The organism is Paraburkholderia sp. MPAMCS5, from assembly GCF_036016995.1.
Taxonomy (GTDB): Bacteria; Pseudomonadota; Gammaproteobacteria; order Burkholderiales; family Burkholderiaceae; genus Paraburkholderia.
In genome coordinates this window covers 203,471-229,441 of the sequence record NZ_JAYXBK010000001.1, presented here as the reverse complement: position 1 = coordinate 229,441, position 25,971 = coordinate 203,471, and the positions used below count along the sequence as shown (strand labels likewise).

The window sequence follows — 25,971 nt, the reverse complement described above, 5'->3', positions numbered from 1 at the left end:
CGTTCTAGCGTTGATCGATTTGAGGTGAGCAGTCTATCTTGGGGTTTGTCATTGCCTCAATGTCGGCGCTTCGCGACAACGGAGAAAAGATGAAAGACACACGAGACCGTGAAATGGCGCGGCTTGGAGATACAACCGATCACGGCGGCACGGTAATGCAGGCCGCCGACAATCTCACGGACATGGGCATTCGCGTGGCGCTCGACGGACACCTCACCGAATGCCCGACATGTGGTGGCACGTATCCGATTATCGCGACCGGAAAACGCACGCATCGCGGAACGCGCGTGGCATTCATGGGTGACAGGACGGCCTGTGGGGCCATGCTGGTCCGCGCATAAGGGGACGCAATGAAAGACGAACGTTCCCCCTATTTCTACCGGGCACCCGCGCGCACGCTTTCGATAAGCGGCGACGCGCTCCCGACATGGACGCCACCGCGCGTCAACATGAACTTCGAAGAGTCGTGCAGGCCGGTCCTGATTCCCGTCTACCTTCACGGGCGCGAGGCGATAGGCGAACTCTTCAGCTACACCGTTCGGATGCGGACGGACGTCGATATTCCTTCGTATCCCGACAAGGTCACGCTCGATCTGGACAAGATCGTGGGCACCCAGGTCACGATATGTATCGACATCCCCGGCAAGGGCACTTTTATTCCCGGCATGCCCGGCGATACCGGGCGCGGCAACATCGGTTTCGACACGCGCGAGATTACCGGGCGAGTCAGCGCGGCCCGGTTCGTGCGAATCGACGGCCGATCCATGATCTATGAATTCGAGGTTGCGCCTGCGCTGGCGGAAGCCGTCAAGGGAAGCAACTACCGCATCTTCATGGGAGATACGGTCACGGATGTGATCGAAAAAATTCTCTGCCGATATCCCCTCGCAATTGACTGGCGCATTTCCGGGCCGCATTACGGCAAGCGCGTCTACCCAAGGCGCGATCTGATACGCCAGCACTGGGAATCCGACATGACCTGTGTGCAGCGCCTGTGCGAGCACTATGGGTTGTTCTACTGGTTTGAGCACGACGAGGGATTTCACCGAGTTGTCATTGCAGACACGATGGCCGCATTTCACCCGCACGGCGAAGCCTATGAGTCGATCCGCTTTTCGACCAGTGACCGCATTGACGAAGAACATATCGATCATCTTGACGTGACGAGCCGTCAGACCGAAGGCCAGGTTACCGTTGTCGATCATGACTACACTGAGCCCCGCGTCGCGCGCGACTGTTCCGCTGCGCGAGGAAATGCGCGACCCACGCAATACGGCGCGTGCAGGTCAGGAAGTTTACGCGTATGCCAATGTGAGTCAGCCGCGCCTCAAGGAGGCGCAAGTCGATTCCAATCGGCAAGACAGCCGCGACGATGCGCGTAATGTTGCGATGGTGCGAATGCAGGCGCTACGCTGCCAGGGGTTGCGTGCGAAGGGACGCGGCAACATGCGCGGCTTGACGGTTGGGCGCACCTTCCATCTGACCGATCATCCGTTCCAGAAAGCAAACCAGGAATATCTGGTTGTATCCGCAACATTGACGATCGAGGAAAACGACCAGGTCAGCGGCACCGGTTCAGACGTTTCGCTGTGAGACGGATTTCGAGGTCCAGTCCACGCGCGAATATTTCCGCATGCCGCACAAAACGCCGTGGCCGTCCCAGGCGGGCTTCGAGTACGCCATCGTCACCGGTCCGGAAAATCATGAAATCTGGACTGATTCCTACGGTCGCGTCAAATGCCAACTGATTCCCGACCGCGAAGGCAATCTCGATCAGGACGCCTTTATTTGGGTGCTTCCCATGCAGCCGTGGCAAAGCGGCCAGATGGGTTCGGCCTTTGTCCCGCGCATTCGCAGCCAGGTGCTGATTGGCTATGTGAATGGCAATCCCGACATGCCGTTCATCGTCGCGAGCAGCGCAAACAAGCGCAACACGCCCGCGTGGAAACTGCCCTTTAATCAGTGGGTTTCCGGCTTCCGCAGCCGTATGGAAGGCGGCAACGGCGCTAACCATCTTGCGCTGGTCGATACAAAGAATGAACTTCAGGCGCAACTCTCCAGCGATCATGGGACAAGCCAATTAAGCCTGGGCTTCCTGCGCCGTCTCCAGGGCAACGAAGGTCTGAAGGATGCACGCGGCGCAGGCTTTGACCTGCGCACCGATCTGTGGGGAACGCTGCGCGCCGCGATGGGCATGTTCATCACGACGCATGCACGGGCCGACGCCAGCGGTAAGGCCAAGGATGCGGCCGAGACTATCAACCGTCTCACCCAGGCGCGGGACATGCACGAAGGGCTGGCGGGACTCGCGCAACAGCACGGTGCGCAGACGCCGGACGCAGACCAAAGTGATGTAACGCGCTCCATCAAGCAACAGACCGCTGAGATTCGCGGCACGGCAAGGAATGGTCCCAATGACTTTCCCGAGTTCGCCACACCGCACATAGCGATTTCCAGCCCTGCGGGCGTCGGAATTTCGACGGGCGGGAGTACCCATCTTCAAAGTGACGAGGACGCCGCCATTACGAGCGGGCGCAGCATCGGCATTGCGGCGGGCAAGTCGCTTCACGCTTCCGTGCTGGAAAAAATCTCGCTGTTCGTGCGCAAGGCGGGAATGACGCTCGTCGCAGCATCGGGAAAAATCAGCATCGCGGCGCAGGGAGACGGCATCGACGTGATCGCGAAGAAAGACGTGCATATCGCGAGCGAGGATGGATGGATCAATCTGACCGCCATGAAGGGCATACGCTTTAACGGCGCCGGAACGACCATTGAACTGAGCGCCGCCGGCTTGCTCGGGGCGACGAACGGGCTGTTTCTCGTCCATGCCAACGACCACAAGACTGACGGCCCGCAATCCACACCGCCCGCGTTCCTGCCAAAAAAGTACACCGACACGTCGTCACTGCTGCATCTGTATCACGACGGCGAACCGGTTCAGGGCGCGAAGTTCGACATTCACTACGACGATGGCAAACACTACAGCGGCACGCTCGACAGCGCGGGCCACGCCGATCTGAGCGACGCTCCTGTCGGCTCGGGCCAGATGAAGATCGCGCCGAATTCGCGCCCGTTGCAGGTCAAGGCCAATGATCCGAATCCGGTCTACAAGGCAAGCTGGACCGAAGGTGATTTCAGCGCATCCGCAAATAGGCAGAACCATGGTGGCGTATGAGTGACACAACAGCGAGCAACCCCGCAGAAAACCGCATTGGCGCAATCGAGACGGGGAAACAGATCTGGACGAATGCCGCCGCTGCGGCTGACTGGATCGGCGGTGCGTTCAAGGGAGAATTCAGCCAGCAACAGACCACCGGCCAGATTGTCTTCGACGCGACCATCAGCATGTTTCCACTGCTGGGCGAAGGGACGGCCGCGCGCGATACCGTCGCGATCATCATGCACATGGCCGGCAATCGCGAGGCGCTCGAGGACAGGTGGACGTGGATCAAGCTGGTACTTTGCCTGCTTGCCGTTATCCCTATCTTCGGTGGCGTGCTCAAGGGTGTCGGAAAGCTGGTGATACGTGCGCTGGAGAAGCCTGAAGATCTGACGAAGCTGGCCGAAGAAGTTGTCCTGTTCGTGAACCGCATGTGTCACGGCAATGCCCATGAATGGTTGCGCCAGCTGGACTTCACGAAATACCAGGCGAAGCTTGTCGTCGGGTTGACGGAAGCGCTGGACCGCTTCTCGGCGGCCTGCCGGTACATCGTGCGCAACATGGGCGACGCGCTGCCGTCGCATGTCGTTGCGTATCTGGCGGGGCTTCCCGCAAAGCTCCAGCCGATCCGCAACGCGGCAAACCGGATGGTGCCGCAGGCGCTGAAGGATCTTAATGAGTGCCTTGCCCGCGTGCGCGCGCATCTGGTCGAAGGCACCTTCGCGGATATTTCGGTCGGCTCGGGCAAGGTCACGACGCGTGAAGCCGAGGGGCAATTGGCCACGGCTGCGCGCGAAGCGGGGAAGGAGGCGCATCCGGCGGCGACGCTTGCGGACTATCACCACATTGAGGGATGGCCGGACTTATCAGATCCAACGGGGATGCACGTTAAGACAAACAAGAAGACGGGTGGCCGCAGCTATGAAACGATCGAATCGTTCAGCAACGATAGAGCGATTGGAGCGGTAACGCTTGAACCGGGTCAGCATAAACTTGCGCGCGTGCTGGATAACACGAAGCGTAGTACCTCTGGTGGCTACACACTCAAAGGAACGCTTAGCCCAAGCACCAAGCGGGCCAAATGCTGGCTACCACGCATGGCAGAAAACGGGCGGGAATGGCGCGAGAAGTGGGCCGTCAAGATGGACTGGAGTCACAATGGGGCATATATCCGCCTGGACCAAGTTCCGACTCGCGAACAGCTTGTCGAATTGGGCGTGGCGGATATTCCGGAAGACTGGAATGGCCTGCGTATCTGGCGCGGTGGCACAGCAAGCCAGTATGACGAAATATTGGGTCGATGGCTGGAAGGTGGCGAGACACAGTACATCATCGACTTTGATCACCCCTATAACAAGGTGTTGGAGGACTACGTAAAGAATCTTATGTCGATGCCGACCAACTGGAAGGGTGTGATTTTTTCGCCGGCTGACCGGGCTGCGGTTCGTCCGCTTGACAAGAATCAAATCCTGCCGAAAACCGTCCCACAGGGCTATACGAACCGCGTGCCAGCGGTTGCCGGTCGCGCACTGCCAGGCAGTGACAGCGTGCAGGCGCAACAGTAAGGAATATCGACATGTCTGACTTTATTTATGTCGCGGCAAAGAATGACGATGCAGCACGCGACCGCGCGTTCTACCTGCTCAAGAAGTACACAAGCGCGACGCTAATGCGGCGCGCGATTGGCCTTTACCGCGAATTCCTGCGCGACTTCGAACGCGAGATCAAACGGCCGGAAGTCAAAATCGACTATAGCGATGATCTGATTCGGTTCATGCGATTCCTGCAACCGATGGAGTACGCCGAGCCGTTGCTAGTGAACCCTGCCCGAAGGCCCGAGGCATTCAGGATGCTACTGGATGCACTTGACTTCGACTCATACATATGGGGCCGAACGTACGAAGAACTCGGCGCTGCCGATCCTGGTAATCTGTTTTATAAATTGGGGTATCGGGCAAAACCACAAGATTCTATCGGCATTTTTGGAAAAGCAAACCTTTCCGGTTGTCTTTTGTCGATTATGGCAACGACGCTTAGTAAAGAATCTGTTCTTTATTTGAGTAATAAGGAAGGGGCTCGCAGTATCAAACGCTGGACGTATGAGAGTATTTTTTACGATGATCTACCATCCAATGCAGTCCCCCCCATCCGCTTCCCCGCCCAGCCTGGCACATGCCCCCCGCGCAACGAAGACAACACGGGCGAAGTATGGACCGGACGCCAGATACCCGTGACCGGCATCTGGGAACCATGGGCGATTGATCCGAAAATCGGCGTTCGTTGCCCTAACTACTATCTCGCGGGCGATACGGCGAGCCAGTACCAGTTCGAAGGCACCGATACGCTCGAAGACGTTCGCTGGCGGTTGATCTGGAAAGACTCGCGCTATGCGAGCGGCCAGATTCCGTCCGAGGAAGATGACTACTTCGCGCCGGACCCGTCCGCAAATCTTCACGCGCCGATCATGCGTCAGGCACGCCCCGGCGAGGTATGTCCCGAGAGCGGCGAGTGGTTCGCGCCGCACCTGAACAACCAGACGTTCAGGATGAAGGCCGGCGAAATCATGCCCGGCCCGCAGTACACGCAGATGGGTTCGGTTATCTGGTATCTCAAGCGACGCCCGCAGATCCCATCCCAGGATTGACCCTCTGAGCCATGACAAGACCGGCCCCGCCTCGGCGGGGCGAATCTTCAGTTCACGATTTCGCCGGTTGACGAGCGTCAGTTCGTCCGCTGGACAACCAAAACGTCCCACAGGACTATACGAACCACGCGCCTGCGCAACAGTGACGAATAACGACACGCATGACTTGATCTATGTCGGGGGAAAGAATGACGAGGCAGCATCGCGATCGCGCGCTCTGGTTGCTGAAAAAGTACACAAGCGCGCCGCAGCCCCCCCGCCATCTCACCCGCGCCCGCCCTCCCTCGGCACACCGACAAGCAAAGCGACACCGCTCGCAAACAGCAACGCGGTCAGCAGATAGAGCGCGTAGTCCATGCTGCCCGTATGCATCTTGATCTGCCCGATCACCCACGGACTGACGATCCCGCTCGTGATGCCGATGCTGCTGATCAACGCGATGCCGCCCGCCGCCGCCGCGCCCGACAGATAGCTCGACGGCACCGTCCAGAAGATCGGCAGCGCGGCGAAAATCAGCACGGCGGCGAGCGAGAGAATCGCGAGCATCGCAGGAAAACTGCTTAAATGCAGGGTCAAAAGTGAAAGCGCGACGCCGCCGCCAATCGTACATACCGCGAAATGGCGGCGGCGTTCTCCGCGCCGGTCGGAGTGGCGCGCAATCAGAATCAGGCCGACCGCGCCGAGCGCATTCGGAATCACGCTGTAGAGACTGATCGCGAGAACATCGCGAATGCCGAAGTCACGGATCATCAACGGCATCCAGAAACTCAGCGTCAACGACGCGCACGTCAGCGAGAAATAGATGAACGCGAACAGATAGACGCGCGGATTCCCAAGCGCCTGCATGAACGAGCGCGATGAATGCGGCGATGAAGCGCGGTCTTCATCGCGTTGTGCGATCAGATGCGCCTTCTCGTCGGCAGTCAGCCATTGTGCTTGCTGCGGGCCATCGACCAGATAGAACGCCGCGAGCAGCCCGAGCAGGACGGCGGGTGCGCCTTCGATAACGAACATCCACTGCCAGCCGAACAACCCCAGCACGCCGCCCATATCGCGCATGATCCAGCCCGACACGAGGCCGCCGAGCACGCCCGCCACCGCGACGCCCGCAAAGAACACCGACAGCACGGCCGCCCGCCGCCGCGCCGGATACCAGTACGTCAGATACAGCACGATGCCGGGAAAGAAGCCCGCCTCGAACACGCCGAGCATGAAGCGCAGCAGATAGAAATGCGCGGGCGTGGACACCATCATCATGCCGACCGACGCAATGCCCCATAGCAGCATGATCCGCGTGAACGTGCGGCGCGCGCCGAAGCGCGACAGCAGCAGATTGCTGGGCACTTCGAACAGCACATAGCCGATGTAGAACACGGCGGCGCCGAGGCCATACATGGCGTCGCTGAAGCCTAAGTCGTGCTTCATCTGCAACTGCGCGAAGCCAATGTTGATGCGATCGAGAAACGACACTACGTAGCAGAGAAACAGAAACGGGATGATCCGCATCGATACCTTGCGGTACAGCAGATCGTCATGCGCGGCGGCGCTCGAACCGGATTCGAGCGCGGGGGCGAGGGATTGACTCATCGGTGATCTCCAAACAAGAGGCGTGAGGGTCCAACGGACCCGCTGGGTCCGGCGTCTTGATGCGCCGCGTTGTTGTCTGCTGAAGGGACGGCATGCGCGAGCGCGCAACGGCCGCGCTGCCGTGATGAACCGCGCGTGGCAAACACAGCCGTGCGCGTTCTGCTTACCTCAGGTGCCGAGGTCTATTGCAAATCAAGCCGCGAGCGGATGAACTTCGCCGCCTTTGGGCGATGCATCGGCAACGCCTTCGCGCGCATGCTGAATCGCTTCGAGCAGCGTCGCGTGATCGCCGATATGGTTGGCGAGCAGCAGAATGAGTTGCGCATTCGCCGACTGACTGTGCGCTTCGTCGAGACCGCGATGCATGTCGATCAGCGCCTCGTAGAAGTCGTCGGGGCGCGCGAGATTCGGTTCGGTGTTGAGTGCCATGTTGTGTCTCCAGATTCTATTTCTCTGCGCACGCGGCGGCTCTCAGGCCGAGCCTTCCACGCACAGCGCGCGCTTTAACGCGTGTTCCACCGCGCTCGGATCGACTCGCCGCCAGCGCGCGCAGACATGCTGGTCCGGGCGAATCAAATAGAACGTGCCGGGCTTCGTGTCGTAGCGCGCGCTCGCCAGACCTTGCGCATCGCGCAGAACCGTCACGCCCACGAGCGCTTCGCTTTGCCCCGTGTTTTGCAGCTCATTGCGCGAGATCACGACCAGCTTCAATGGAATCGCGCTTGTACGAAGTGCTTTCAGTGCCGCTTCGGTTGCCGCGTCGATACCTTGTTCTCCGCAGAACAACACGCCCGTGAACTGCTGGCCGAGGTGCCGAAGCAGCCACGTCGATTCGCCGGCCGCTTGCACGGGTGCATCGGCACACGAGGCGCCCGGCACCATGAGGCTCTCGAAGCTGTCGCTATCCACGGTATTGAGCGGCGAGTCGCTCAACACCGCGGGCACGGAAAGGCGTCCGCTGTTCGTCAGTTGCCGCGCAAACGGATGACGACGCGCGAGTTTGAGCACCGCGTCGCGGAACACGCGGCTAACAGGGCTCTTTGGCGTGATGAAATCAGTGGAGCGCGTGGAGTTGCGGATGTTCTCGTCGGCGGCAAATTCGCGTTCGCTGGCGTACGTGTCGAGCAAGGCGTCCGACGCCTGGCCTTCAAGAACCAGCGCGAGTTTCCACGCGAGGTTTTCCGCGTCCTGCACGCCGCTATTCGCGCCGCGCGCGCCGAACGGCGACACGCCGTGCGCGGAATCGCCCGCGAACAGCACATTGCCGTGCCGGAAGCGATCCATGCGCAAACACGAAAACGTATAGACACTGACCCATTCCAGTTCGAATTTCGCGTCCGGTCCGAGCAAGGCACGCACACGCGGAATCACGCGCTCGGGCGTTTTTTCGAGCACCGGGTCGGCGTCCCATCCGAGTTGAAAGTCGATTCGCCACACGTTATCCGGCTGACGATGCAGCAATACCGATTGATTCGGATGGAACGGCGGGTCGAACCAGAACCAGCGCTCGGTCGGAAAATCCGCTTCCATTTTCACGTCGGCGATCAGGAAACGATCCTTGAATGTCACGCCTTTGCTGTCGAGGCCCATCAGATTGCGGATTGGACTGCGCGAGCCGTCGGCGGCAACCACATAGCGGCCGCGCAACGCATACTGACCGTCGGGCGTCTCCACGGTCAGCGTGACCGCGGCGTCGCCGGTGCCGGGCGTTCCGCTTTGCTGCACGCCGACCACTTTGCTTTTCCAGCGGATCTCGATGTTGCGTATTTCCTGCGCGCGTTCGAGCAGGAATCCTTCGACGTAATACTGCTGAAGGTTGATGAACGCGGGCCGATGATGGCCCGCTTCCGGCTGAAGATTGAACGTGTACACCAGTTCGTCTTTGAGGAACACCTTGCCGACGTTCCAGCTGATGCCCTTGTCCACCATGCGCTGCCCGCAGCCGAGGCGATCGAAAATATCGAGCGAGCGCTTCGAGAAGCAGATCGCGCGCGATCCCGTGGACAGCGAACAGTCGTCGTCGACGAGCACGACCGGCACGCCCTGCTGCGCAATGTCGATCGCGGTGGCAAGTCCCACCGGACCCGCGCCGACCACGATCACCGGATAAACCGCCGGCTCGGCACCGCCTTGCGCGCCTTGCTCGCGGCACGGCTGATATTCGAACGACAGCGTCTGGTAGTTGATGCTCATCTCGTGTCTCCGTGCTTCTCCGCTTTGCCCTGCTGCGTTTCCCTGCTGCGTTTCCCTGCTGCCGTTCCATGCCCGTCAGGCTTGCAGCGCGTCCCACATTTCCTTGTCGCGCTGCGCGGTCCAGATGCGCGGATGCGTGATGCCGCTCGCTTCGTCGAAAGCACGCGAGACGTCGAACGGCAAACAATGTTCGTAGATGAACACGTGGCCGAACTTCGGGTCCATTGCCTCGCGCGTGTGCGCCATCGCGGCCTTCAGATCGAGCTTCTGCACGACGGCTTCGCGGCCTCGCTGCAACAGCGTCGTGACGAAATCCTTCGTGTAATCGAGGCCCTTGTTCACGTCTTCCGGCGTGGTCAGCGCCGGGCCGCGTCCCGGCACGAGCTTGTCGGCATTCAGCGCGCGCAATGCTTCGAGCGTGGCGGGCCATTGTTCGAGTTGCGCGTCGCCGCAATAGCAGGCCGCGTCGTATTCGACGAGGTCGCCGGAGAACAGCACCTTTTGCGACGGCAGCCACACCACCGTGTCGCCCTTCGTATGACCCGCGCCCAGATGCGCGATGCGCACTTCGAGCTTGCCGAGAAACAGCGTCATTTCCTTTTCGAACACGAGCGTCGGCCACGTCAGGCCCGGCACGGTTTCGACGCCGGCAAAGAGACGCGGAAAGCGCTCGATCTCCGACTTCATGTCCGCTTCGCCGCGCTCGACGATCATCTCGTACGTGCCGCGGCTCGCGATCACTTCCTGCGCGCCTTCCTCGAAATACGCCGACGCGCCCAGCACGCGCACCGCGTGATAGTGCGAAAGCACGACGTATTTGATCGGCTTGTCGGTGACGCTGCGGATCTTCGCGATGAGGTCTTGCGCCATGGCGGGCGTGGCGGTGGTGTCGACGATCAGCACGCCGTCGTCGCCGATGATCACGCCCGAGTTCGGATCGCCTTCCGCCGTGTACGCGTAGGCGTTCTCGGACAACTGCGTCCACGTGACTGTCTTGACTTCCAGATCGGCCTGGGATGCGAATGCCTTTGCCATGCTTGTCTCCCTCAAAAGTTGGACGTGAGGCGAGACGGCCGCCCGCGCGCAACGGCGCGGGCCGACGGTATTGAAGATTGTCTCGCCCCGTTTTTGACTCTGTGATTGCGCCGGTGTGTCGGGGTGAATGCATATTAGGATCACGCCGGTTTATTTGTCAATAGCGAAATGTATCGCTATACGCAAACTCCCATGCGACTAAGATGCCGCCATGAGGACGTGGCGCTTCGGTTAACATGGACCCTTTTTACGGACGAGCGCGGGCGTGGGAAAAGCAGCGAAACCGGCCACGGGTAAAGGCCCAGGCGGCGGCGAAACAGCGGACGGCGGCAAACCGCAGCGCGGCATCCAGAGCGTGGAGGTCAGCGGGCGCGTATTGCTGGCGCTCGCCAAGGCGCGGGCGCCGCTGGCGTTGTCGGATCTCGCCGCAGCCGCCGGGCTGGCGCCGGGGCAGGCGCACGCTTATCTGGTGAGCTTGAGCCGCCTCGGCCTCATCAAGCGCGATGAGTTGTCGGGCCGCTACGAGCCCGGCCCGTTGTCGTTGCGGCTCGGCCTGCTGCATCTGGAGCATCAGCCCGCGTTTCGCGCCGCCGTGCCGCGCGTGGCGACGCTCGCCGAAACCATCGGCTTTAGCGTCGCGATCTGTATCGCGGGGCCGCAAGGGCCGACCATCGTTCGCTATGAGCATGCGGGCTTTCCGCTGCACGTGAATCTGCATGTGGGCACGGTGATGTCGCTGCCGGCGACATCGACGGGACGCGTGTTTTGCGCCTATCTGGCGAGCGACACGCTCGATGCGATGTGGGCCGCGCAAAACACGAACCGCACGACGGGCGCCGCTTTCGAAGCGGTCCTGAACGCGATTCGCGCGCGCGGCCTCGAATACAGCGTGGACTCGCCGAGTCCGGGCATCAGCAGCCTGAGCGCGCCGGTGCTGGACCACGAAGGCCGCCTCGCGCTGGCGCTGACCGTGATCGGCTCGACCGGCGTGATCGACGTCGCCGCCGACGGTCTCATCGCTCGCGCGCTGCTCTCGGCGGCTCGCGACATCGGCGCGGTGCTTGCCGCCGCGCCTTCCCTTCTGGCGTCTTCCGTATCATGACTGCTTTTCCCGACACTCCGTCTCCGTCCGCTTCCGCCGACGCGAAGCCGCAGCGCGGCATCCAGTCGCTCGACAGCACCGGCGAGCTGCTCACGGCGCTGGTCGCGGCGGCGCGGCCCCTGACGTTGCGCGATCTGGCCGCCTTCGCCGGCATGCCGCCGGCGAAGGCGTTTGCGCATCTGGTGAGTCTGCTGAAGATCGGCTTGTTGAGCCGCGATGCGTCCGGTTGCTTCGAGGCCGGGCCGCTTGCGCTCGAACTCGGTCTGATTGGCCTGCAACGTCTTTCGCCGACGCGCGAAGCCGAGCCTGAAGTGGTCGAGCTGGCGGCATCGACGGGAATGAGCGTCGCGGTCGCGGTGCTCGGTCCGCTCGGGCCGACGGTCGTGCGGCTGGAGGAAGCGGCGCGGCCCTTGCATGTGAGCTTGCGCGTGGGCACGGTGATGTCGCTGGTGAACACGGCAATCGGCCGCGTGTTCGCCGCCCATGTCGCCGACGATGTCCGCGCGGGCCTGCTCGCGCAGGATCATCTGCGCCTCGCGGGCGCGAACGCGGCGGACGTGTTCGCGGGCAAGGGCGCGCCGCCCGTGCTGAAGGAAGCGTACGCGCAGCGCCTCGCGCAAATTCGCACGGACGGCATGGACACCGCGCTGAGCCGGCCCGTGCCCGGCATCGACACCTTGAGCGCGCCGGTGTTCGACCACACGGGCAGCATCTGCCTCGCGCTCGCGTTGATGGGCCCGAGCGGAAGCTTCGACAGCGCGGCGACGGGCGGCCCGGCACAGACCTTATACGCGGCGACGTCGAGGTTGTCGCGCAGGTTTGGGTGGATGGGTTCGGCTTGAGCGCTCGCGCGGCGGCGGTGGGCAGACGCCATGCTGGTCCTTTCCCGACGAGAACCGCCGCTAATCTCCGGCATGCGGCTCATGCGAAGACAGGCGCGCCTTCGCATGCCGCATCTTCTCCAGGGTCTTCGGCCCGGCTTTGAGCGCGACGCCGATGGCGAGCGCGTCCATGATGCAAAGATGCACGAGCCGCGACACGCCCGGCGTATTCGGATCGACGGGACTCGGCACGCGCAGCAGCAGCGCGATATCCACGAGCCATGCGAGGCGCGAGCCGACATTGGTCAGCGCAATGGTGGTCGCGCCGCGCTCCTTCGCGATCTGAATGCTTTCGTTCACCTCGACGCTGCGGCCCGAATGCGACACGGCGAAGGCCACGTCGCCCGGTTCCATCATGCCCGCATAGAGGCGCTGCAAGTGAGCGTCCGTAAATGCAGTGGATGCGATGTCGAGGCGCAGGAACCGCAACGCCGCGTCTTGCACGACCAGACCCGAACCAGAGCCGACGCCGAAAAAGAACACGCGCCGCGCGCTGGATAAAGCCGCAATCGCGCTCTCCACCACGGCCGGGTCCAATGCGCTGCGCGCATGTGTGATGCCGTCAACGGCGGCTTCGCCCACTTTGTCCATCAAGGTCTGCACGTCGTCGCCGCGCGCAATGGCCGCCGACGCGTACGGCAAACCGCCCGCCACGCTCTGCGCCAGTTGCATCTTGAAGTCGCGCAGACCATGCGCGCCGATCGCGCGGCAAAAACGCGTGACGGAAGGCTCGGAGACGTCCGCACGCTGCGCGAGTTCGGTGATGCTCGCGCGCATCGCGAAGTCGACGTCGTTCAGCACCATGTCGGCGACCTTGCGTTCGGCGGGCCGCAAACTGGCGAGTGCGCTGCGGATGTGGGGAATCAAGTTCGGTGCGGACACCCGATGTTCCTTAAGGGTTAAATGAATCCGCGTCGTGTCGCAGCTTCAATCGGCAACACGCGGTTCAGACGAGTCTGCGGCCACTCTCCGTATCGAACAGGTGAATGTGAGCGGCCGGCAAACGCAGCGTGACGTGTTCTCCAGGCTCGATGTTCGAGCGCTGACGCGTCGTCACGCACCACGTGTTGCCGCCTATTTTCCCGTACAAATGCGTTTCCGCGCCAGTCGGCTCGACCACTTCGATTTCCATCACGGCGTCGGGCGTGGACGTGCTCGTCTCGATGTGTTCGGGGCGCACGCCCAGCGTGAGCTTCGCGCCGGCCGTGGCCGAGGCGGGCGCGCCTTCGAGCACGATCTCGCCACCGTCCGCGAGTTTCAATGCGAGTCCCGAACCTTGCGCGCGATTCACCACGACGCCTTCCGCGAAATTCATCGACGGCGAGCCGAGAAAACTTGCGACGAACAGATTCGCCGGCCGGTCATACAACTCCAGCGGACGCCCGGTCTGTTCGATCCGCCCCGCGTTCATCACGACGATGCGGTCGGCCATCGTCATGGCCTCGATCTGGTCGTGCGTGACGTAAATCACCGTGTTTTTCAGGCGCTGATGCAGCGCCTTGATCTCGGTGCGCATCTGCACGCGCAGCTTTGCGTCGAGATTGGAGAGCGGCTCGTCGAACAGAAAGAGCGACGGCTCGCGCACCACCGCGCGGCCCATCGCGACACGCTGGCGTTGCCCACCCGAGAGCGCGCGCGGCAAGCGGTCGAGATAGCCGCTCAAGTTCAGCATCTTCGCGGCGGCCTCGATTCGCGGTTTGAAATTCGCGGGCGGCTCCTTGCGAATGCGCGGCCCGAACGCGATATTTTCGTACACCGACAGATGCGGATACAGCGCGTAGCTCTGAAACACCATCGAGATATTGCGCTGCTGCGGCGCGAGATGATTCGCGCGCGCGCCGCCGATCATCAGGTCGCCGCCGCTGATTTCCTCGAGCCCCGCGACCATCCGCATCAAGGTGCTCTTGCCGCAGCCCGACGGGCCGACCAGCACGACGAACTCGCCGTCGTCGATATCGAGGTCGATGCCGTGCACCACCTGCGTGTCGCCGTAACGTTTGAAGATGCCGCTCAGTTGCACTGCTGCCATGCTGTCCTCATCGTCTTGCGGGTTTGAGTCAAAGCGATTCGAGCGTCAGTTCCTGCGCCATCAGACGGTTGCCCGCCATCAGGCCGCCGTCGACAGGCAACGCGACGCCGGTGATCACGCGCGCCATCGGCGAGGCGAGAAACTGCACGGCGTCGGCGATATCGTCGGGCGTCGCGAAGTCGCGCAACGGATACCACTTCTTCAGATCCTCGAAGACCTGCGGGTTTTTATCCACGCGCGCCTGCCACGCCTGCGTCTTCACCGTGCCCGGACACACGATGTTCGCGCGGATGCCATGACGGCCCAGCTCCAGCGCGAGCGCCTTCGTGTAACTGATGAGCCCGGCCTTTGCCGCGCTATACGCCGGATGCCCAAGCGCGGCCATGCCGTTCACGGAGCCGATCAGCACCAGCGAACCGCGCTGCCGTTCGACCATCGACGCCCGCACGGCCTCGACCGTGTGATACGTGCCATTCAGATTCAGGTGAATGTCGCGCTGCCAGCTCGCGGCATCGGTCGTGGCGAGCGTCAAGCCTTCGGCTGCGCCCGCGTTGGCGACGAGCACGTCCACGGGGCCGCGCTTTTGCACGGCGGCGGCGACCGCTTGCTGCACCGCGCAGGCATCGCCGAGATCGACGGCAATGGGCGAGACTTGCGATTCGCCGAGCTGTTTCGTCAACACGTCGAGCGCGGCCGCGTCGATGTCGAGCGCGAGCACCGTATCGCCCAGCTCCACAAAACGCTTGCACAACACGCTGCCGATGCCGCCGCAAGCGCCCGTGACCAACACCACACGATTCATGTTCGACCTCGCTTTCACGCTTGCCGCGCTGGTTCGCACCGCGTGTAAATTTCTTACAGAGACGGTGCAACGCAATAGTTTGATATCCCGAAGATTGGGTTATTCGCGGATTGAGACTCACGCAAAATGCCCCTGCTTTACAGCATCTTATGCATTAAAACGGCCGACAAAAAATATCGCAGACCCTACGTGACAAGCCATTTTTAGCCGTGTAGGATTTTTTCAAACAATTTAACCCGAAGCGGCCGGCGACGGCAGCGGACCATACCAGGAGAGTGAAATGTCGTTGCATGCCCGTGCTTCCCTCGCGCTCGGCAAAGTTGCCGTGGCGCTCGCGTTTGCTGGTATTGCCGTGGCGGCTCACGCCGACACGGTTCGCGTGACCGTCGCGCATTACAGCGACGCCACCGCGCCGTACTTCGAAAAGATGGCTCGCAACTTCGAGAAGGCCAACCCCGGCACGACCATCAAGATCGAAGACGTGAACTGGGACACGTTGCAGCAGAAACTGCAAACGGACATCTCCGGCAACGCCAACGCCGACCTCGCGATTGTCGGCACGCGCTGGCTGCTCGACTTCGTGAAGGACGACGTGGCCGAACCGCTCGACGGCTATATGGATGCCAGCTTCAAGGGCCGCTTCATCGCGCCGTTCCTCGCGCCCGGCCAGATCAACGGCAAGACCTACGGCCTGCCGATCGCCGCTTCCGCGCGCGCGCTGTACTACAACAAGGACTTGCTCGCGAAGGTCGGCTATCCGGACGGGCCGAAAACGTGGAACGACGTGGTCGAGGCGTCGAAGAAGCTGAAGGCGCAAGGCATTGCGGGCTTCGGTCTGCAAGGCAAGGAAATCGAAACGGACGTCTACTTTTACTACGCGCTGTGGACCAACGGCGGCGAGGTGGTCGGCAAGGACAACAAGGCGGCGTTCAATTCGCCGGCCGGCGTGAAGGCGGCCACGCTGTACAAGTCGCTGATCGATCAGGGCCTGACGCAACCCGGCGTGACCGGCTATAGCCGCGAAGACGTGCAGAACCTGTTCAAGCAGGGCCGCGTCGCGATGATGATCTCGGCGCCGTTCCTCGCGAAGCAGATCAAGAAGGAGGCGCCGACCCTGAAGTACGGCATCGATCCGATTCCGATGGGCACCACGCATGCCACGTATGCGGTCACGGACTCGATCGTGATGTTCAAGAACTCGAAGGTGAAGAAGTCCGCATGGAAGTTCCTCGACTATCTGTTCACGAAGGAACCGCGCGTCGAGTTCACCACGACTGAAGGTTTCCTGCCGACCACCAAGGCGGAATCGTCCGATCCGGCATTCAATGATCCGGACACCAAAGCATTCGTCGCCTTGTTGCCAACCGCACGCTTCGCGCCGACCGTGACCGGCTGGGAAGACACCGCGAAGGCCGTGACCGATGCAATGCAGTCGATCTATCTCGGCAAAGCCAAGCCGGCGGACGCGTTGAATGCGGCGGCCGCGCAAGCCAATAAATCGCTGGGGCATTGATTCCCGGAACCGGAAACGCGCCGCCTTCGTCGCAATTGCCGCGACTGCCGCGACTGCAAACGCGCGGCGCGCTGTCCGGCGGTCATGCGCTATCCGGCACATCCCGCCGCGCCCGCTGTCCGACGCGGGCGCGTCTTACGATCGAGCACGTATGAGCCGTTCCGCTTCTTCACGTCTGCAAGCGCCGTGGTTGCTGATTGCGCCGAGTCTTGTGCTGGCGCTTTTTATTATCAGCTACCCGATTTTCAACATCGTGTGGCAATCGCTGCATGAGGTGTCGCGTTTCGGCGCGATTCGCGATTTCACCGGCTTGCAGAACTTCTACACGATCTTCGGCGATCCCGCGTTTCTTGCGGCGGCGCGGCGCACGATTGTCTGGACCGTGTTCGTGGTGGGCGGCACGGTGCTGATCTCCGTGCCCGTTGCACTTGTACTGAACCAGGACTTCTATGGGCGCGGCGTCGCGCGCACGATCGTCATGCTGCCGTGGTCCGTGTCTCTCACGATGACCGCCGTCGTCTGGCGCTGGGCCTTCAACGACGACTACGGCATGGTCAACGTCACACTCCAGCGCCTCGGGCTGATCGGCGGCCCGATTCATTGGCTCGCCACGCCGGAGCTGGCGTTTCCGGTGGAGATCGCGGTGGGCATTCTCGTGTCCATTCCATTCACGGTGACGATTCTGCTGGGCGGATTGTCCTCGGTGCCGGGCGACATTTACGAGGCGGCGCGCATCGACGGTGCGAGCGGGTGGCAGCAGTTTCGCAAGCTCACGCTGCCGCTGCTGCGGCCTTTCATCAACATGGCCATTCTGTTGAACGTGATTTATGTGTTCAACTCGTTTCCAATTATCTGGGTGATGACCCAGGGCGGCCCTGACAACAGCACGCACATTCTCGTGACCTATCTGTACGAATTGGGTTTCAGGCTCGGACGCCCCGGCGAAGCAGCCGCGGTCTCGCTGATCATGCTCGTCATGCTGTTCGTTTTCTCGATGGCGTATTTGCGTGTGCAGCCCGCGGAACAAGGAGAGCCGTCATGAATCCCAGCGCGAAAATGAAGCGCTCGTTGTGGTGCTGGCTTGCGTTGTCGCCGCTCGTCGTGATCGTGCTGTTTCCGTTTGCCGTGATGCTGTTCACCGCGTTGAAGCCGGCCTCGGAAATTTTCGTGTATCCCGCGCGCTGGCTACCGGTGCATTGGCAATGGCGCAACTTCGTCGATATGTGGCAGGCCGCCAATTTCGGCGTCGCGCTGCGCAACAGCACGGTCATCAGCCTGCTTTCGACATTGCTCGCGCTCGCGGTCAGTTTGCCGGCCGCTTATGCATTGGCCCGATTTCCATTTCGTGGACGCGGACCGTATCGTCAGTTCCTGCTCGTCACGCAGATGTTGTCGCCTATCCTGCTGGTGGTCGGCCTGTTCCGGCTCGCGGCCATGATTCCTTATGGCGACGGCAATCTCGTCGACTCGAAGATCGGCGTGATCGTTTCCTATGCGGCGTTCAATATCGCGTTTGCCGTGTGGATGCTGTCTTCGTACTTCCAGACGGTGCCGCGCGATCTGGAAGAATCGGCGTGGCTCGAAGGATGCAGCCGCACGCGCGCCGTTTTCAAAGTGTTCCTGCCGCTTGCGGTGCCTGCGATTGTGGTCACGGCGATCTTCACGTTCATCAACGCGTGGAACGAGTTTGCCGTTGTCTATACGCTGATCCGCTCGCCCGAGAACAAAACGCTGACCGTGCAAGTGACCGATATGGTCGCCGGCAAGTATGTCGTGGAGTGGCACCTGGTGATGGCCGCCACGCTTTGCGCGACGTTGCCGGTGTCCGTCGTATTTGCGTGGCTGCAGCGGTATCTGGTGAAGGGGCTTGCGCTGGGCGCGGTGAAGTAGCTTATGAATCGACTGGACCGCGCCGACAGCTCACCGTGTCAGCGCGGGCGATGTTCTTCGAATCCGATACCTTATTCTGTGCCGCGGACAATTCGCAAATCGCGCTCCGCTGCGTCGCCTAAAGCTTCAAGCGCATTCTGGTAGTCGTCGCGTCGATAGGCGGCGAGTGCATCTTCATAAGACGGGAACTCGATCACCACCGTCCGCTCCTTCAGGCCCTGCTCGTGCACTTCGTCCGCGACGCCGCGCACGAGGAACTTGCCGCCGGCAGCCGTCACGGCCGGGGCTGCAAGTTGACCATAGGCCGCCAGCTTCGCCGGGTCGTTGATCTTGCGATATGTAGTTACCCAATACCCCTTGCTCATTTGACGCTCCTTGTTTGTGTAGACATGAATCGAGCAGCGTAACAGAGAATGTGTTGCGCGCAGCCCTCACTTTGGTGTGGAGAGGCACATCCCCAATGGGCGGCGCTGACGCGCGATTTTCACTGCGAATAACGCCACGCCTCGGCGCAAGTTGGCTCAAATGGTTGAATAGCGGCGGATGACAAACAGCTGACTTCTATAGAAACTCTTGTGTAGGGTCCAGGCAGTGTGTGCATGGCTGGATGCTCGCGCGTGAATCGTCGTGAGAAAGCCGTTCACGGTGCGGCAATGACTCGTCGTTTATCATGAACCTCACTCTGCCTTAGATGATGCTTCGATTAGATATGACGAATACCACCAAGACGTTGATTATCGGCCTAGTAGTGGCGGATCTGATAGTTGGCGCTTATTTCCTGTTTCCGCGCGAGGACAAGAAGTCGGCTCCGCCCGCCGAGGCCGCGCTGACCGCGCCCGATGCGGACAACTCGCGCTCCGACGAAAGCCATGTGATTGCAGGCAGCATCGAGGGGCCTGGGTCGCAGAAAGCCAATGCGAACGCAAACACGAACATCGACGCGAATGCCGGCACGAAGGTGAGTCGCGTGGATGCGCAGCCGGTGCCGTCGGCGGCACCCACGGTCGCGCTTCCCCCGGTGACGCCGGTCGCGCCGGCGGCGCCGGTTGCGCCGGCCACCAACATGGCCAATGTTCCGGCGACGCAGCTTCAACCGCAAGTGCAAGTGCAGCCGCAGCCGCAAGTTCAAGTGCAACAGCCGCAGCTTCAGCCGCAACCGCAAGTGCAAGCGCTGCAACCTCAACAAGTGCAGCCCGTGCAGCAAGTACAACCGGCACAACAACCCGTGCAGCAGGCGCAACGTTACAGCACGAGGTCCAGGCCGACGCAGCACGCGGACGACTCACGTGCTCAGGAAGATCTGCACCGCCGCGGTTCGTACGAAGTGGGCGCGATGATGACGGACATGCTCGTCAGGGAATCGGCGAAACCCGATCCGCAATTGCCTCCGCCGTCTCAGACGAATCAACCTCCGATCTATACCCCCAGCAGTTCGAATACCGGGGCAGCGATGACGGATCAACTCGTCAAAGATTCCGCGAAGGTGGACCCTGCCTCCACGGTTCAGAAGTAGTCGCGCTCGTCTGACAGGCGGCGCAGCGCAAGATCAGGCGGCGCCGCGGTGCTTCGACAATGCCGATCGACGAGAGAGAGATGTATCGACGCTCACACGCGAGGCCGTCTCAGGCGACAACAACAACGCGTTCATCACACGCAGCCGCCACTCGTCGGGCGGCATTGCGTCGGGCGAAGCATTCAGCTTCACTTTCATCGACGGATTCAGCACAAGCAGTTCTCGCAAACCATGGAGCACCCATCGGTCAAGACGACGCGTCAAGCCAAGACGCTCGACGGCTTTTAGCGCGCCGCCCAGCGGCCTAGTCTCGCTGCCGTTGCCGTGATTGCCGCCGATCCGCTCGGTCAGCGTGAGGACGTGATAACCGGTCCGAGGCGCGTCCGGCTCCTCGTGAAGAGGCGTGGCCTTGACCGAGAGCCGGCCTTCGTCCATCGCGCTGAACAGCGCCACTGCAATGGCCATGTCACCCTGGAACTGTTCACGCCAGCCGGGCAATCTTCCCGGCGCCATGGAGGCCGCGCCCATTGCGTCGATGTCGAACGGCTGGTCGCCGTAGCCTGCCACGCGCACAGCAATCGCCGGGTACACAATCCCGCTCTCGCTATGGATCGGCGCACCGCCAAGTGCTTCGGCGATGCGCTCGGGCAAACTGACTTCGCGCATCGGCAACACGCCGCTGCCGGACTCCGCTTGTGAGCCGGCATCGAATGCGAAAAGAATGTGATCGCCGCTGCGCGCGACCATGCCGCCTTCCACCGCAACGAGTTGACGCGCGCGTTCGAGAACCGCGCGCCGCACCGAGGAACCTAGCGATTTTTCATACGCCGCCTCGATCTGCCGCACGTTGAAAATCGACGCCACGAGGCAAAGCGGCATGACGCCGTCGTCGCGCGAACCGCGAGACCGCACGCCGAGACGGTTCAGCAACGAAGTCCACTGGGCATCTTTCACCAGGCGATTCAGGTTGCTCACGGTGCGCCTCGCTTTGCGCGATCTCGTGCGATTTTCATTGCTTTAACAGTCGAATCGCAAACCGCGAGGCGCACTTTTCCCGTGCCCGCACTCATGGCTGCATTCGTTCTGGTCTCAAGGAAATCGCGCGCACGGTTCATATTGCTGCCTCTCAATGTGGCGAAAAGTCTTTTTATGCAGCGCATCATATTCGCTTCGAATCGCAGGCAATTTGAAGGTGTCCGAATGGATCAACCTATTGGCGGATGCGACCAAACGGGCAAGGAAAAAAGGCGAAAATCAACGCGAATTGCGGAGCCGTTGCCATGTTGAATTGAATGATTGCAACTGATCGCATCGCGCGAATCGGTGCATTGCATCGACACTTGCGCACGAATGCGCGAGTGCGCGGGTGCTAAAAGACAGCAGAAAACGAAGTGGACTTTTGTTTGCACTCCGACTCTTTTTCCTTCGCCCGCTTCACGCAAACGCGATCTTCTTGCATGCCAGGCTGCGCCAATGAAATGCGAAGCCGCCGGAAGCTCAAACGCTCCAACGTCGAAACCGCATGTGACGACAACGTTTTTGTTATCGTTTGTCACGCCACGCCTTTGCCGCTCAGGCAGGCGCGCCCAAAATAACTGGAGACCACGTGAAATTCGACACGACGACTGTCCGGCTGATCCTTGCCATCGCGGAAGAAGGCAGCATCTCGCGCGCGGCCGACAAGCTGAGCCTCGCGGTCGCGGCGGCCTCGCGGCGCGTGTCGGACCTGGAAGAGCAACTGGGCGCCAAGCTCTTTACGCGCGTGCCGCATGGCGTCGAGATCACCGAGCCCGGCGCGAAGCTGCTGGAGTACGTCCGGCAGATCGACAACCTGATGGACCGCATGGAGGGCGACGCGCAAGCGCTCAATCACGGTCTCGACGGACGCATCATCATCGGTGCGCCCAAGGCGGTCGTCATTCAGTTTCTTGCTCGCGAGATCGCGGCGATCCAGAAAAAGTATCCGCGCATCGCGCTGAAGATCGTCGAGGAGAACAGCAAGATCGTGCAGCAGCTTCTGCGCGACAAAGTGATCGACGTGGGCATCTATGAAAAGAAGAGCGGCTTTCTGGATCTGGCCAAGTCGGCCTATCGAGAAGACCGTCTCGTGCTCGTTTATAGCCGCGCGCATTTCCAGTTCGGCAGCACGCCATGCGGCATCGACGATATTCTCGATCTTCCCATTGTGAGTCTCGGCAAGGGCTCGGCGGTTCTGTCCGCTGTGGAGCGCGCGTATCGCAGCCGCGGCCGCCTGTTCCCCAACAACTTCACGGTCAGCGGGTTCGACACGATGCTCGCGATGGTGCGTCACGGCCTGGGCGTGGGTCTGATGCCGCCTGACGTGTTGCAGACCTTCCATCCCGAGGCATCGCTCGCGTCCGTCGAACTCGACGGAGACTGGTCGCGGCGCAGCTACGTCCTGTCCTGCGTGGAAGGGCATGCCCAGGAGCAGACGCTGCGCAACGTCGTCGGCGAATTGCTGGCCGGCAACGCCTAGCCGAAACTCGCATGCTCGGCGGTTTCGCGAACCGCGATGCCAGCCATGACGCAACCATTCTTGCGGCGGCCCTTCCGGTCGGCGACAGTGGAGCACTAACACGCGCCCCACGGCCCACTTATCCCAGGAGGAAACTCGCCATGACGGAATCAAGGCATCTACCGCTGCAAGGCATTCGTGTGCTCGACGTGAGCCAGGTCATGGCGGGACCGTTCGCGTGCATGATGCTGGCCGACCTGGGCGCGGACGTGATCAAGGTCGAACCGCCCGAAGGCGACCAGACGCGCAGTTCGATGGGCTTCAAGATGAAAGGCCCCGACAGCATGGGTTTTTTGAATCTCAACCGCAACAAGCGCTCGGTCACACTCGATCTGAAAAGCGACGAAGGGCGCGAGATGTTCTACAAGCTCGCGAAAACGGCGGACGTGATCGTCGAGAATTATCGGCCCGGTGTCGTGCAGCGTTTGCGGATCGACTACGAGTCGATCAGGGCGATCAATCCGAAGATCGTCTACGCGAGCATTTCGGGCTTTGGGCAAAGCGGGCCGTGGTCGTCGCGGCCGGGCTTCGATCTGATGGCGCAAGCCATGTCCGGCGTCATGAGCGTGACGGGCTACAAGGGCGGCAAACCCGTCAAGGCAGGCGTGCCCGTGGCGGATATCGGCTGCGCGATGTTCGCCGTGTACGGTCTGCTGTCGGCCTATATCGGCGCGCAGAGAACCGGTGAAGGCCAGCATATCGACGCGTCGCTGTTCGACTCGATCATGGCCTTCTCGATCTGGGACATGTCCGATTACTGGGGCACCGGCGTGCCGCCCACGCCGCTCGGCACGAGCAACAAGATGAGCGCGCCGTATCAGGCCGTGAAAGCGCGAGACGGCTACTTCGTGATGGGCGCGACGAATCAGAAGCTCTGGACACGATTGTGCGAGGTGCTGGAGCGCCGCGATCTGATCGGTCACTCGGACTACGCATCGGTTTCGCTGCGCCTGAAAAATCGCGAGGCGATGATCGAAGTGCTGGAGCAGGAGTTCGGCAAACGCGACAGCGAAGAATGGGTCGAGGTATTGCTCGCGGCCGGCATTCCCGCCGGGCCTATTCTTTCGTATCCCGAAGCATTTTCCAGCGACCACGCGCGGCATCGCAACATGTGCATGGAGATCGATCATCCGAACGAGGGTAAGGTCAAGAACATCGGCTTCCCGGTCAAACTGCTCGGCACGCCGCCGACCGCGCGCCGCCATCCGCCGCTGCTCGGCGAACACAACGACGAGATCTTCGCGGAGATCAACGGAGCCGCGTCATGAGCGAACTGGTCAGTCTCACTGTTCACCCTTCGGGCGCGGCGGAAATCGTGATCGACCGGCCCGAGCGGCACAACGCGATGACGCTCGACATGTACGAATCGCTGCTCGCGCTCGTCGCGCAGTGTGAGGCGAATCCCGGCGTGCGCTGCATTCTGCTGCGCGGCGCGGGCGGCAAGTCCTTCATTTCCGGCACCGACATCGGCTATTTCAAGGACTTCCGCGACGGGCGCGATGGCCTCGCGTATGAAGCGTTCGTCGAGCGCGTGATCGACACGGTCGAGCGGATTGCGATGCCGACCATCGCCGTGATCGACGGCTGGGCCGTGGGCGGCGGTCTCGCGCTCGCCACGGCCTGCGATTTTCGCGTTTGTAGCGACGCTTCGCGGTTCGGCGCGCCGATCGCGAAGACACTGTCGAACACGCTGTCGTCGCGCAACATCGCGCGTCTTCAGGCGGCGTTCGGCACGCCGCGCGTGAAGAAAATGCTGATGCTCGCCGACTATCTGAGCGCCGAAGAAGCGCTCGCATGCGGATACGTGCATGAGGTCTGCGCGCGAGACGCGTTGCGGGCGGCGGCGCACACGCTCGCGCAACGGTTGATCGCGCTTTCGCCCGTCACGCAGAAGGCGGTGAAGGAAAGCTTGCGCCGCATCGTGATCGAACAACGGCTCGACGACGACGATCTGATCGAAGAAGTGTATGGCAGCAGTCGCTTCAAGGAAGCAGTGACGGCGTTCACCTCGAAGCCATGACGGCGTGAGTCAGTCGCAAGACGCTTAAAAAGCGCCGCACTCGCGGCGCTTTTTTTATGCATGCGCACCGCGAGCGTGCGCCGCGCCAAGCCAATCAAGCCAGGCCAGGGTTTTCATCGACAAAAATTCCTGTTGCCAAACTTTTTTGTTGTCGTACTATCCGCACATGACAACACATGTTGTCATATTAAGCGATCGAACATCGCATGTTGTAGAGGCAGCCTGTGTTCGTCGTCAATCAATGCGGAGAAAATCATGGTACGTCGCGTCTTCCTCATGTCCCTCGTTGCGGCCGCCCTGCTCGGCTCGGCGGTCGCCCGCGCGGACACCAAAGAACTTGTGGTCGGCACGGACACGTCGTTCATGCCGTTCGAATTCAAGCAGGGCGACAAGTACGTCGGCTTCGACCTCGACCTGTGGGCAGAAATCGCGAAAGATCAGGGCTGGAAATACAAGGTTCAGCCGATGGACTTCAGTGGCCTGATTCCCGCGTTGCAGACGCAGAACATCGACGTCGCGCTGTCCGGCATGACGATCAAGGAGGAGCGCAAGAAAGCGATCGACTTCTCCGATCCGTATTACGACAGCGGCCTCGCCGCGATGGTGCAGAGCGAGAACACGAGCATCAGATCAATCGACGATCTGAACGGCAAGGTGATCGCCGCGAAGACGGGCACGGCCACCATCGACTGGATCAAGGCGCACCTGAAGCCGAAGGAAATCCGCCAGTTCCCGAATATCGACCAGGCGTATCTGGCGCTGGAAGCGGGCCGCGTCGATGCGGCGATGCACGACACGCCCAACGTGCTCTATTTCGTGAGCACCGCCGGCAAAGGCAAGGTGAAGGTCGCGGGCACGCCGGTGAGCGGCGACAAATACGGCATCGGCTTCCCGAAAGGCAGTCCGCTCGTCGCCAAGGTCAACGCCGAACTGGCGAAGATCAAAGCCGACGGCCGCTACGCGACGCTGTACAAGAAGTGGTTCGGCTCCGAGCCGCCGAAGTCGTAATCGTTCTGACCTCGCGCGCGGCACGTGCCGCCGCGCGGCAGACGCACCCATAAGGAGC

25 protein-coding genes are annotated in these 25,971 nt (G+C 61.5%); 16 read left to right on the top strand and 9 right to left on the bottom strand.

Features of this window, described 5'->3' with window-relative positions; genetic code table 11:
- Positions 1-89: 89 nt before the first annotated feature.
- Genes VOM14_RS01095 through VOM14_RS01070 form a run of 6 tightly spaced genes read left to right on the top strand, consistent with a single transcriptional unit; the run spans position 90 to position 5,804 of the window.
- Entirely contained in the window at positions 90-341 is a 252-nt protein-coding gene (locus VOM14_RS01095) for a PAAR domain-containing protein (RefSeq protein WP_327626816.1), read from the top strand.
- Between the two features lie 9 nt (positions 342-350).
- Complete coding sequence (locus VOM14_RS01090; RefSeq protein WP_442955500.1) at positions 351-1,382, top strand: contractile injection system protein, VgrG/Pvc8 family; 1,032 nt, start codon at positions 351-353, stop codon at positions 1,380-1,382.
- Entirely contained in the window at positions 1,312-1,593 is a 282-nt protein-coding gene (locus VOM14_RS01085) for a contractile injection system protein, VgrG/Pvc8 family (RefSeq protein WP_442955499.1), read from the top strand. Before VOM14_RS01090 ends, VOM14_RS01085 begins: the two co-directional genes overlap by 71 nt.
- A gap of 40 nt (positions 1,594-1,633) precedes the next feature.
- Positions 1,634-3,175, top strand: a complete 1,542-nt coding sequence (locus tag VOM14_RS01080; RefSeq protein ID WP_327626814.1) for a DUF2345 domain-containing protein — start codon at positions 1,634-1,636, stop codon at positions 3,173-3,175.
- The gene (locus VOM14_RS01075) at positions 3,172-4,725 is read left to right on the top strand and encodes a hypothetical protein (protein WP_327626813.1); all 1,554 of its coding nucleotides are present in this window, start codon (positions 3,172-3,174) and stop codon (positions 4,723-4,725) included. The genes VOM14_RS01080 and VOM14_RS01075 overlap by 4 nt, the downstream gene beginning before the upstream one ends.
- Before the next feature lie 11 nt (positions 4,726-4,736).
- Complete coding sequence (locus VOM14_RS01070; RefSeq protein ID WP_327626812.1) at positions 4,737-5,804, top strand: Imm72 family immunity protein; 1,068 nt, start codon at positions 4,737-4,739, stop codon at positions 5,802-5,804.
- A 264-nt stretch (positions 5,805-6,068) separates the two neighbouring features.
- Here VOM14_RS01070 and VOM14_RS01065 read toward each other — a convergent pair whose 3' ends face one another.
- From VOM14_RS01065 to VOM14_RS01050, 4 genes are all read right to left on the bottom strand, one after another.
- On the bottom strand, positions 6,069-7,391 hold the full coding sequence (locus tag VOM14_RS01065) for an MFS transporter (RefSeq protein ID WP_327626811.1): 1,323 nt from the start codon (positions 7,389-7,391) through the stop codon (positions 6,069-6,071).
- Positions 7,392-7,583: 192 nt separating this feature from the next.
- Positions 7,584-7,820 (bottom strand): DUF2783 domain-containing protein, encoded by a 237-nt coding sequence (locus VOM14_RS01060; RefSeq protein WP_327626810.1) that lies wholly within the window; start codon positions 7,818-7,820, stop codon positions 7,584-7,586.
- 42 nt (positions 7,821-7,862) lie between these two features.
- Positions 7,863-9,584 carry an FAD-dependent oxidoreductase gene (locus tag VOM14_RS01055; protein WP_327626809.1) on the bottom strand — a complete coding sequence of 574 codons (1,722 nt, stop codon included), beginning with the start codon at positions 9,582-9,584 and terminating at the stop codon, positions 7,863-7,865.
- Positions 9,585-9,659: 75 nt separating this feature from the next.
- On the bottom strand, positions 9,660-10,619 hold the full coding sequence (locus VOM14_RS01050) for an MBL fold metallo-hydrolase (RefSeq protein WP_327626808.1): 960 nt from the start codon (positions 10,617-10,619) through the stop codon (positions 9,660-9,662).
- Positions 10,620-10,884: 265 nt separating this feature from the next.
- Here VOM14_RS01050 and VOM14_RS01045 point away from each other — a divergent pair, with 265 nt between their 5' ends.
- Both VOM14_RS01045 and VOM14_RS01040 read left to right on the top strand, forming a co-directional pair.
- A complete protein-coding gene (locus tag VOM14_RS01045) occupies positions 10,885-11,721 on the top strand; it encodes an IclR family transcriptional regulator (protein WP_327626807.1) in 837 nt (278 codons plus the stop codon).
- On the top strand, positions 11,718-12,563 hold the full coding sequence (locus VOM14_RS01040; RefSeq protein ID WP_327626806.1) for an IclR family transcriptional regulator: 846 nt from the start codon (positions 11,718-11,720) through the stop codon (positions 12,561-12,563). The genes VOM14_RS01045 and VOM14_RS01040 overlap by 4 nt, the downstream gene beginning before the upstream one ends.
- Positions 12,564-12,623: 60 nt before the next feature.
- On the opposite strand, the gene VOM14_RS01035 is transcribed toward VOM14_RS01040, so the two are convergent.
- The 3 genes from VOM14_RS01035 to VOM14_RS01025 form a co-directional block, all read right to left on the bottom strand.
- Entirely contained in the window at positions 12,624-13,484 is an 861-nt protein-coding gene (locus VOM14_RS01035) for a MurR/RpiR family transcriptional regulator (RefSeq protein ID WP_327626805.1), read from the bottom strand.
- A gap of 64 nt (positions 13,485-13,548) precedes the next feature.
- Positions 13,549-14,631: an ABC transporter ATP-binding protein gene (locus tag VOM14_RS01030; protein ID WP_327626804.1), complete on the bottom strand. Its 1,083-nt coding sequence runs from the start codon at positions 14,629-14,631 to the stop codon at positions 13,549-13,551.
- 28 nt (positions 14,632-14,659) lie between these two features.
- On the bottom strand, positions 14,660-15,433 hold the full coding sequence (locus tag VOM14_RS01025) for an SDR family oxidoreductase (RefSeq protein ID WP_327626803.1): 774 nt from the start codon (positions 15,431-15,433) through the stop codon (positions 14,660-14,662).
- Between the two features lie 280 nt (positions 15,434-15,713).
- Here VOM14_RS01025 and VOM14_RS01020 point away from each other — a divergent pair, with 280 nt between their 5' ends.
- From VOM14_RS01020 to VOM14_RS01010, 3 genes are all read left to right on the top strand, one after another.
- Positions 15,714-16,946, top strand: coding sequence for an ABC transporter substrate-binding protein (locus tag VOM14_RS01020; protein ID WP_327626802.1), 1,233 nt, complete (start codon positions 15,714-15,716; stop codon positions 16,944-16,946).
- A gap of 151 nt (positions 16,947-17,097) precedes the next feature.
- On the top strand, positions 17,098-17,988 hold the full coding sequence (locus VOM14_RS01015; protein WP_327626801.1) for a carbohydrate ABC transporter permease: 891 nt from the start codon (positions 17,098-17,100) through the stop codon (positions 17,986-17,988).
- Positions 17,985-18,836: a carbohydrate ABC transporter permease gene (locus VOM14_RS01010; protein WP_327626800.1), complete on the top strand. Its 852-nt coding sequence runs from the start codon at positions 17,985-17,987 to the stop codon at positions 18,834-18,836. The genes VOM14_RS01015 and VOM14_RS01010 overlap by 4 nt, the downstream gene beginning before the upstream one ends.
- A 71-nt stretch (positions 18,837-18,907) precedes the next feature.
- On the opposite strand, the gene VOM14_RS01005 is transcribed toward VOM14_RS01010, so the two are convergent.
- Positions 18,908-19,201: a DUF1330 domain-containing protein gene (locus VOM14_RS01005; protein WP_327626799.1), complete on the bottom strand. Its 294-nt coding sequence runs from the start codon at positions 19,199-19,201 to the stop codon at positions 18,908-18,910.
- Positions 19,202-19,545: 344 nt separating this feature from the next.
- Between VOM14_RS01005 and VOM14_RS01000 the strand changes: the two genes are divergently transcribed.
- Complete coding sequence (locus VOM14_RS01000; protein WP_327626798.1) at positions 19,546-20,349, top strand: hypothetical protein; 804 nt, start codon at positions 19,546-19,548, stop codon at positions 20,347-20,349.
- A 33-nt stretch (positions 20,350-20,382) separates the two neighbouring features.
- On the opposite strand, the gene VOM14_RS00995 is transcribed toward VOM14_RS01000, so the two are convergent.
- Entirely contained in the window at positions 20,383-21,324 is a 942-nt protein-coding gene (locus VOM14_RS00995) for a hypothetical protein (RefSeq protein WP_327626797.1), read from the bottom strand.
- A 631-nt stretch (positions 21,325-21,955) separates the two neighbouring features.
- Between VOM14_RS00995 and VOM14_RS00990 the strand changes: the two genes are divergently transcribed.
- From VOM14_RS00990 to glnH, 4 genes are all read left to right on the top strand, one after another.
- Positions 21,956-22,846: a LysR family transcriptional regulator gene (locus VOM14_RS00990; RefSeq protein WP_327626796.1), complete on the top strand. Its 891-nt coding sequence runs from the start codon at positions 21,956-21,958 to the stop codon at positions 22,844-22,846.
- A 140-nt stretch (positions 22,847-22,986) separates the two neighbouring features.
- Positions 22,987-24,153, top strand: a complete 1,167-nt coding sequence (locus tag VOM14_RS00985) for a CaiB/BaiF CoA transferase family protein (RefSeq protein WP_327626795.1) — start codon at positions 22,987-22,989, stop codon at positions 24,151-24,153.
- Complete coding sequence (locus tag VOM14_RS00980; protein WP_327626794.1) at positions 24,150-24,905, top strand: enoyl-CoA hydratase; 756 nt, start codon at positions 24,150-24,152, stop codon at positions 24,903-24,905. Before VOM14_RS00985 ends, VOM14_RS00980 begins: the two co-directional genes overlap by 4 nt.
- Positions 24,906-25,160: 255 nt before the next feature.
- Positions 25,161-25,913 carry a glutamine ABC transporter substrate-binding protein GlnH gene (gene glnH / locus VOM14_RS00975; RefSeq protein ID WP_327626793.1) on the top strand — a complete coding sequence of 251 codons (753 nt, stop codon included), beginning with the start codon at positions 25,161-25,163 and terminating at the stop codon, positions 25,911-25,913.
- Positions 25,914-25,971 lie beyond the last annotated feature (58 nt).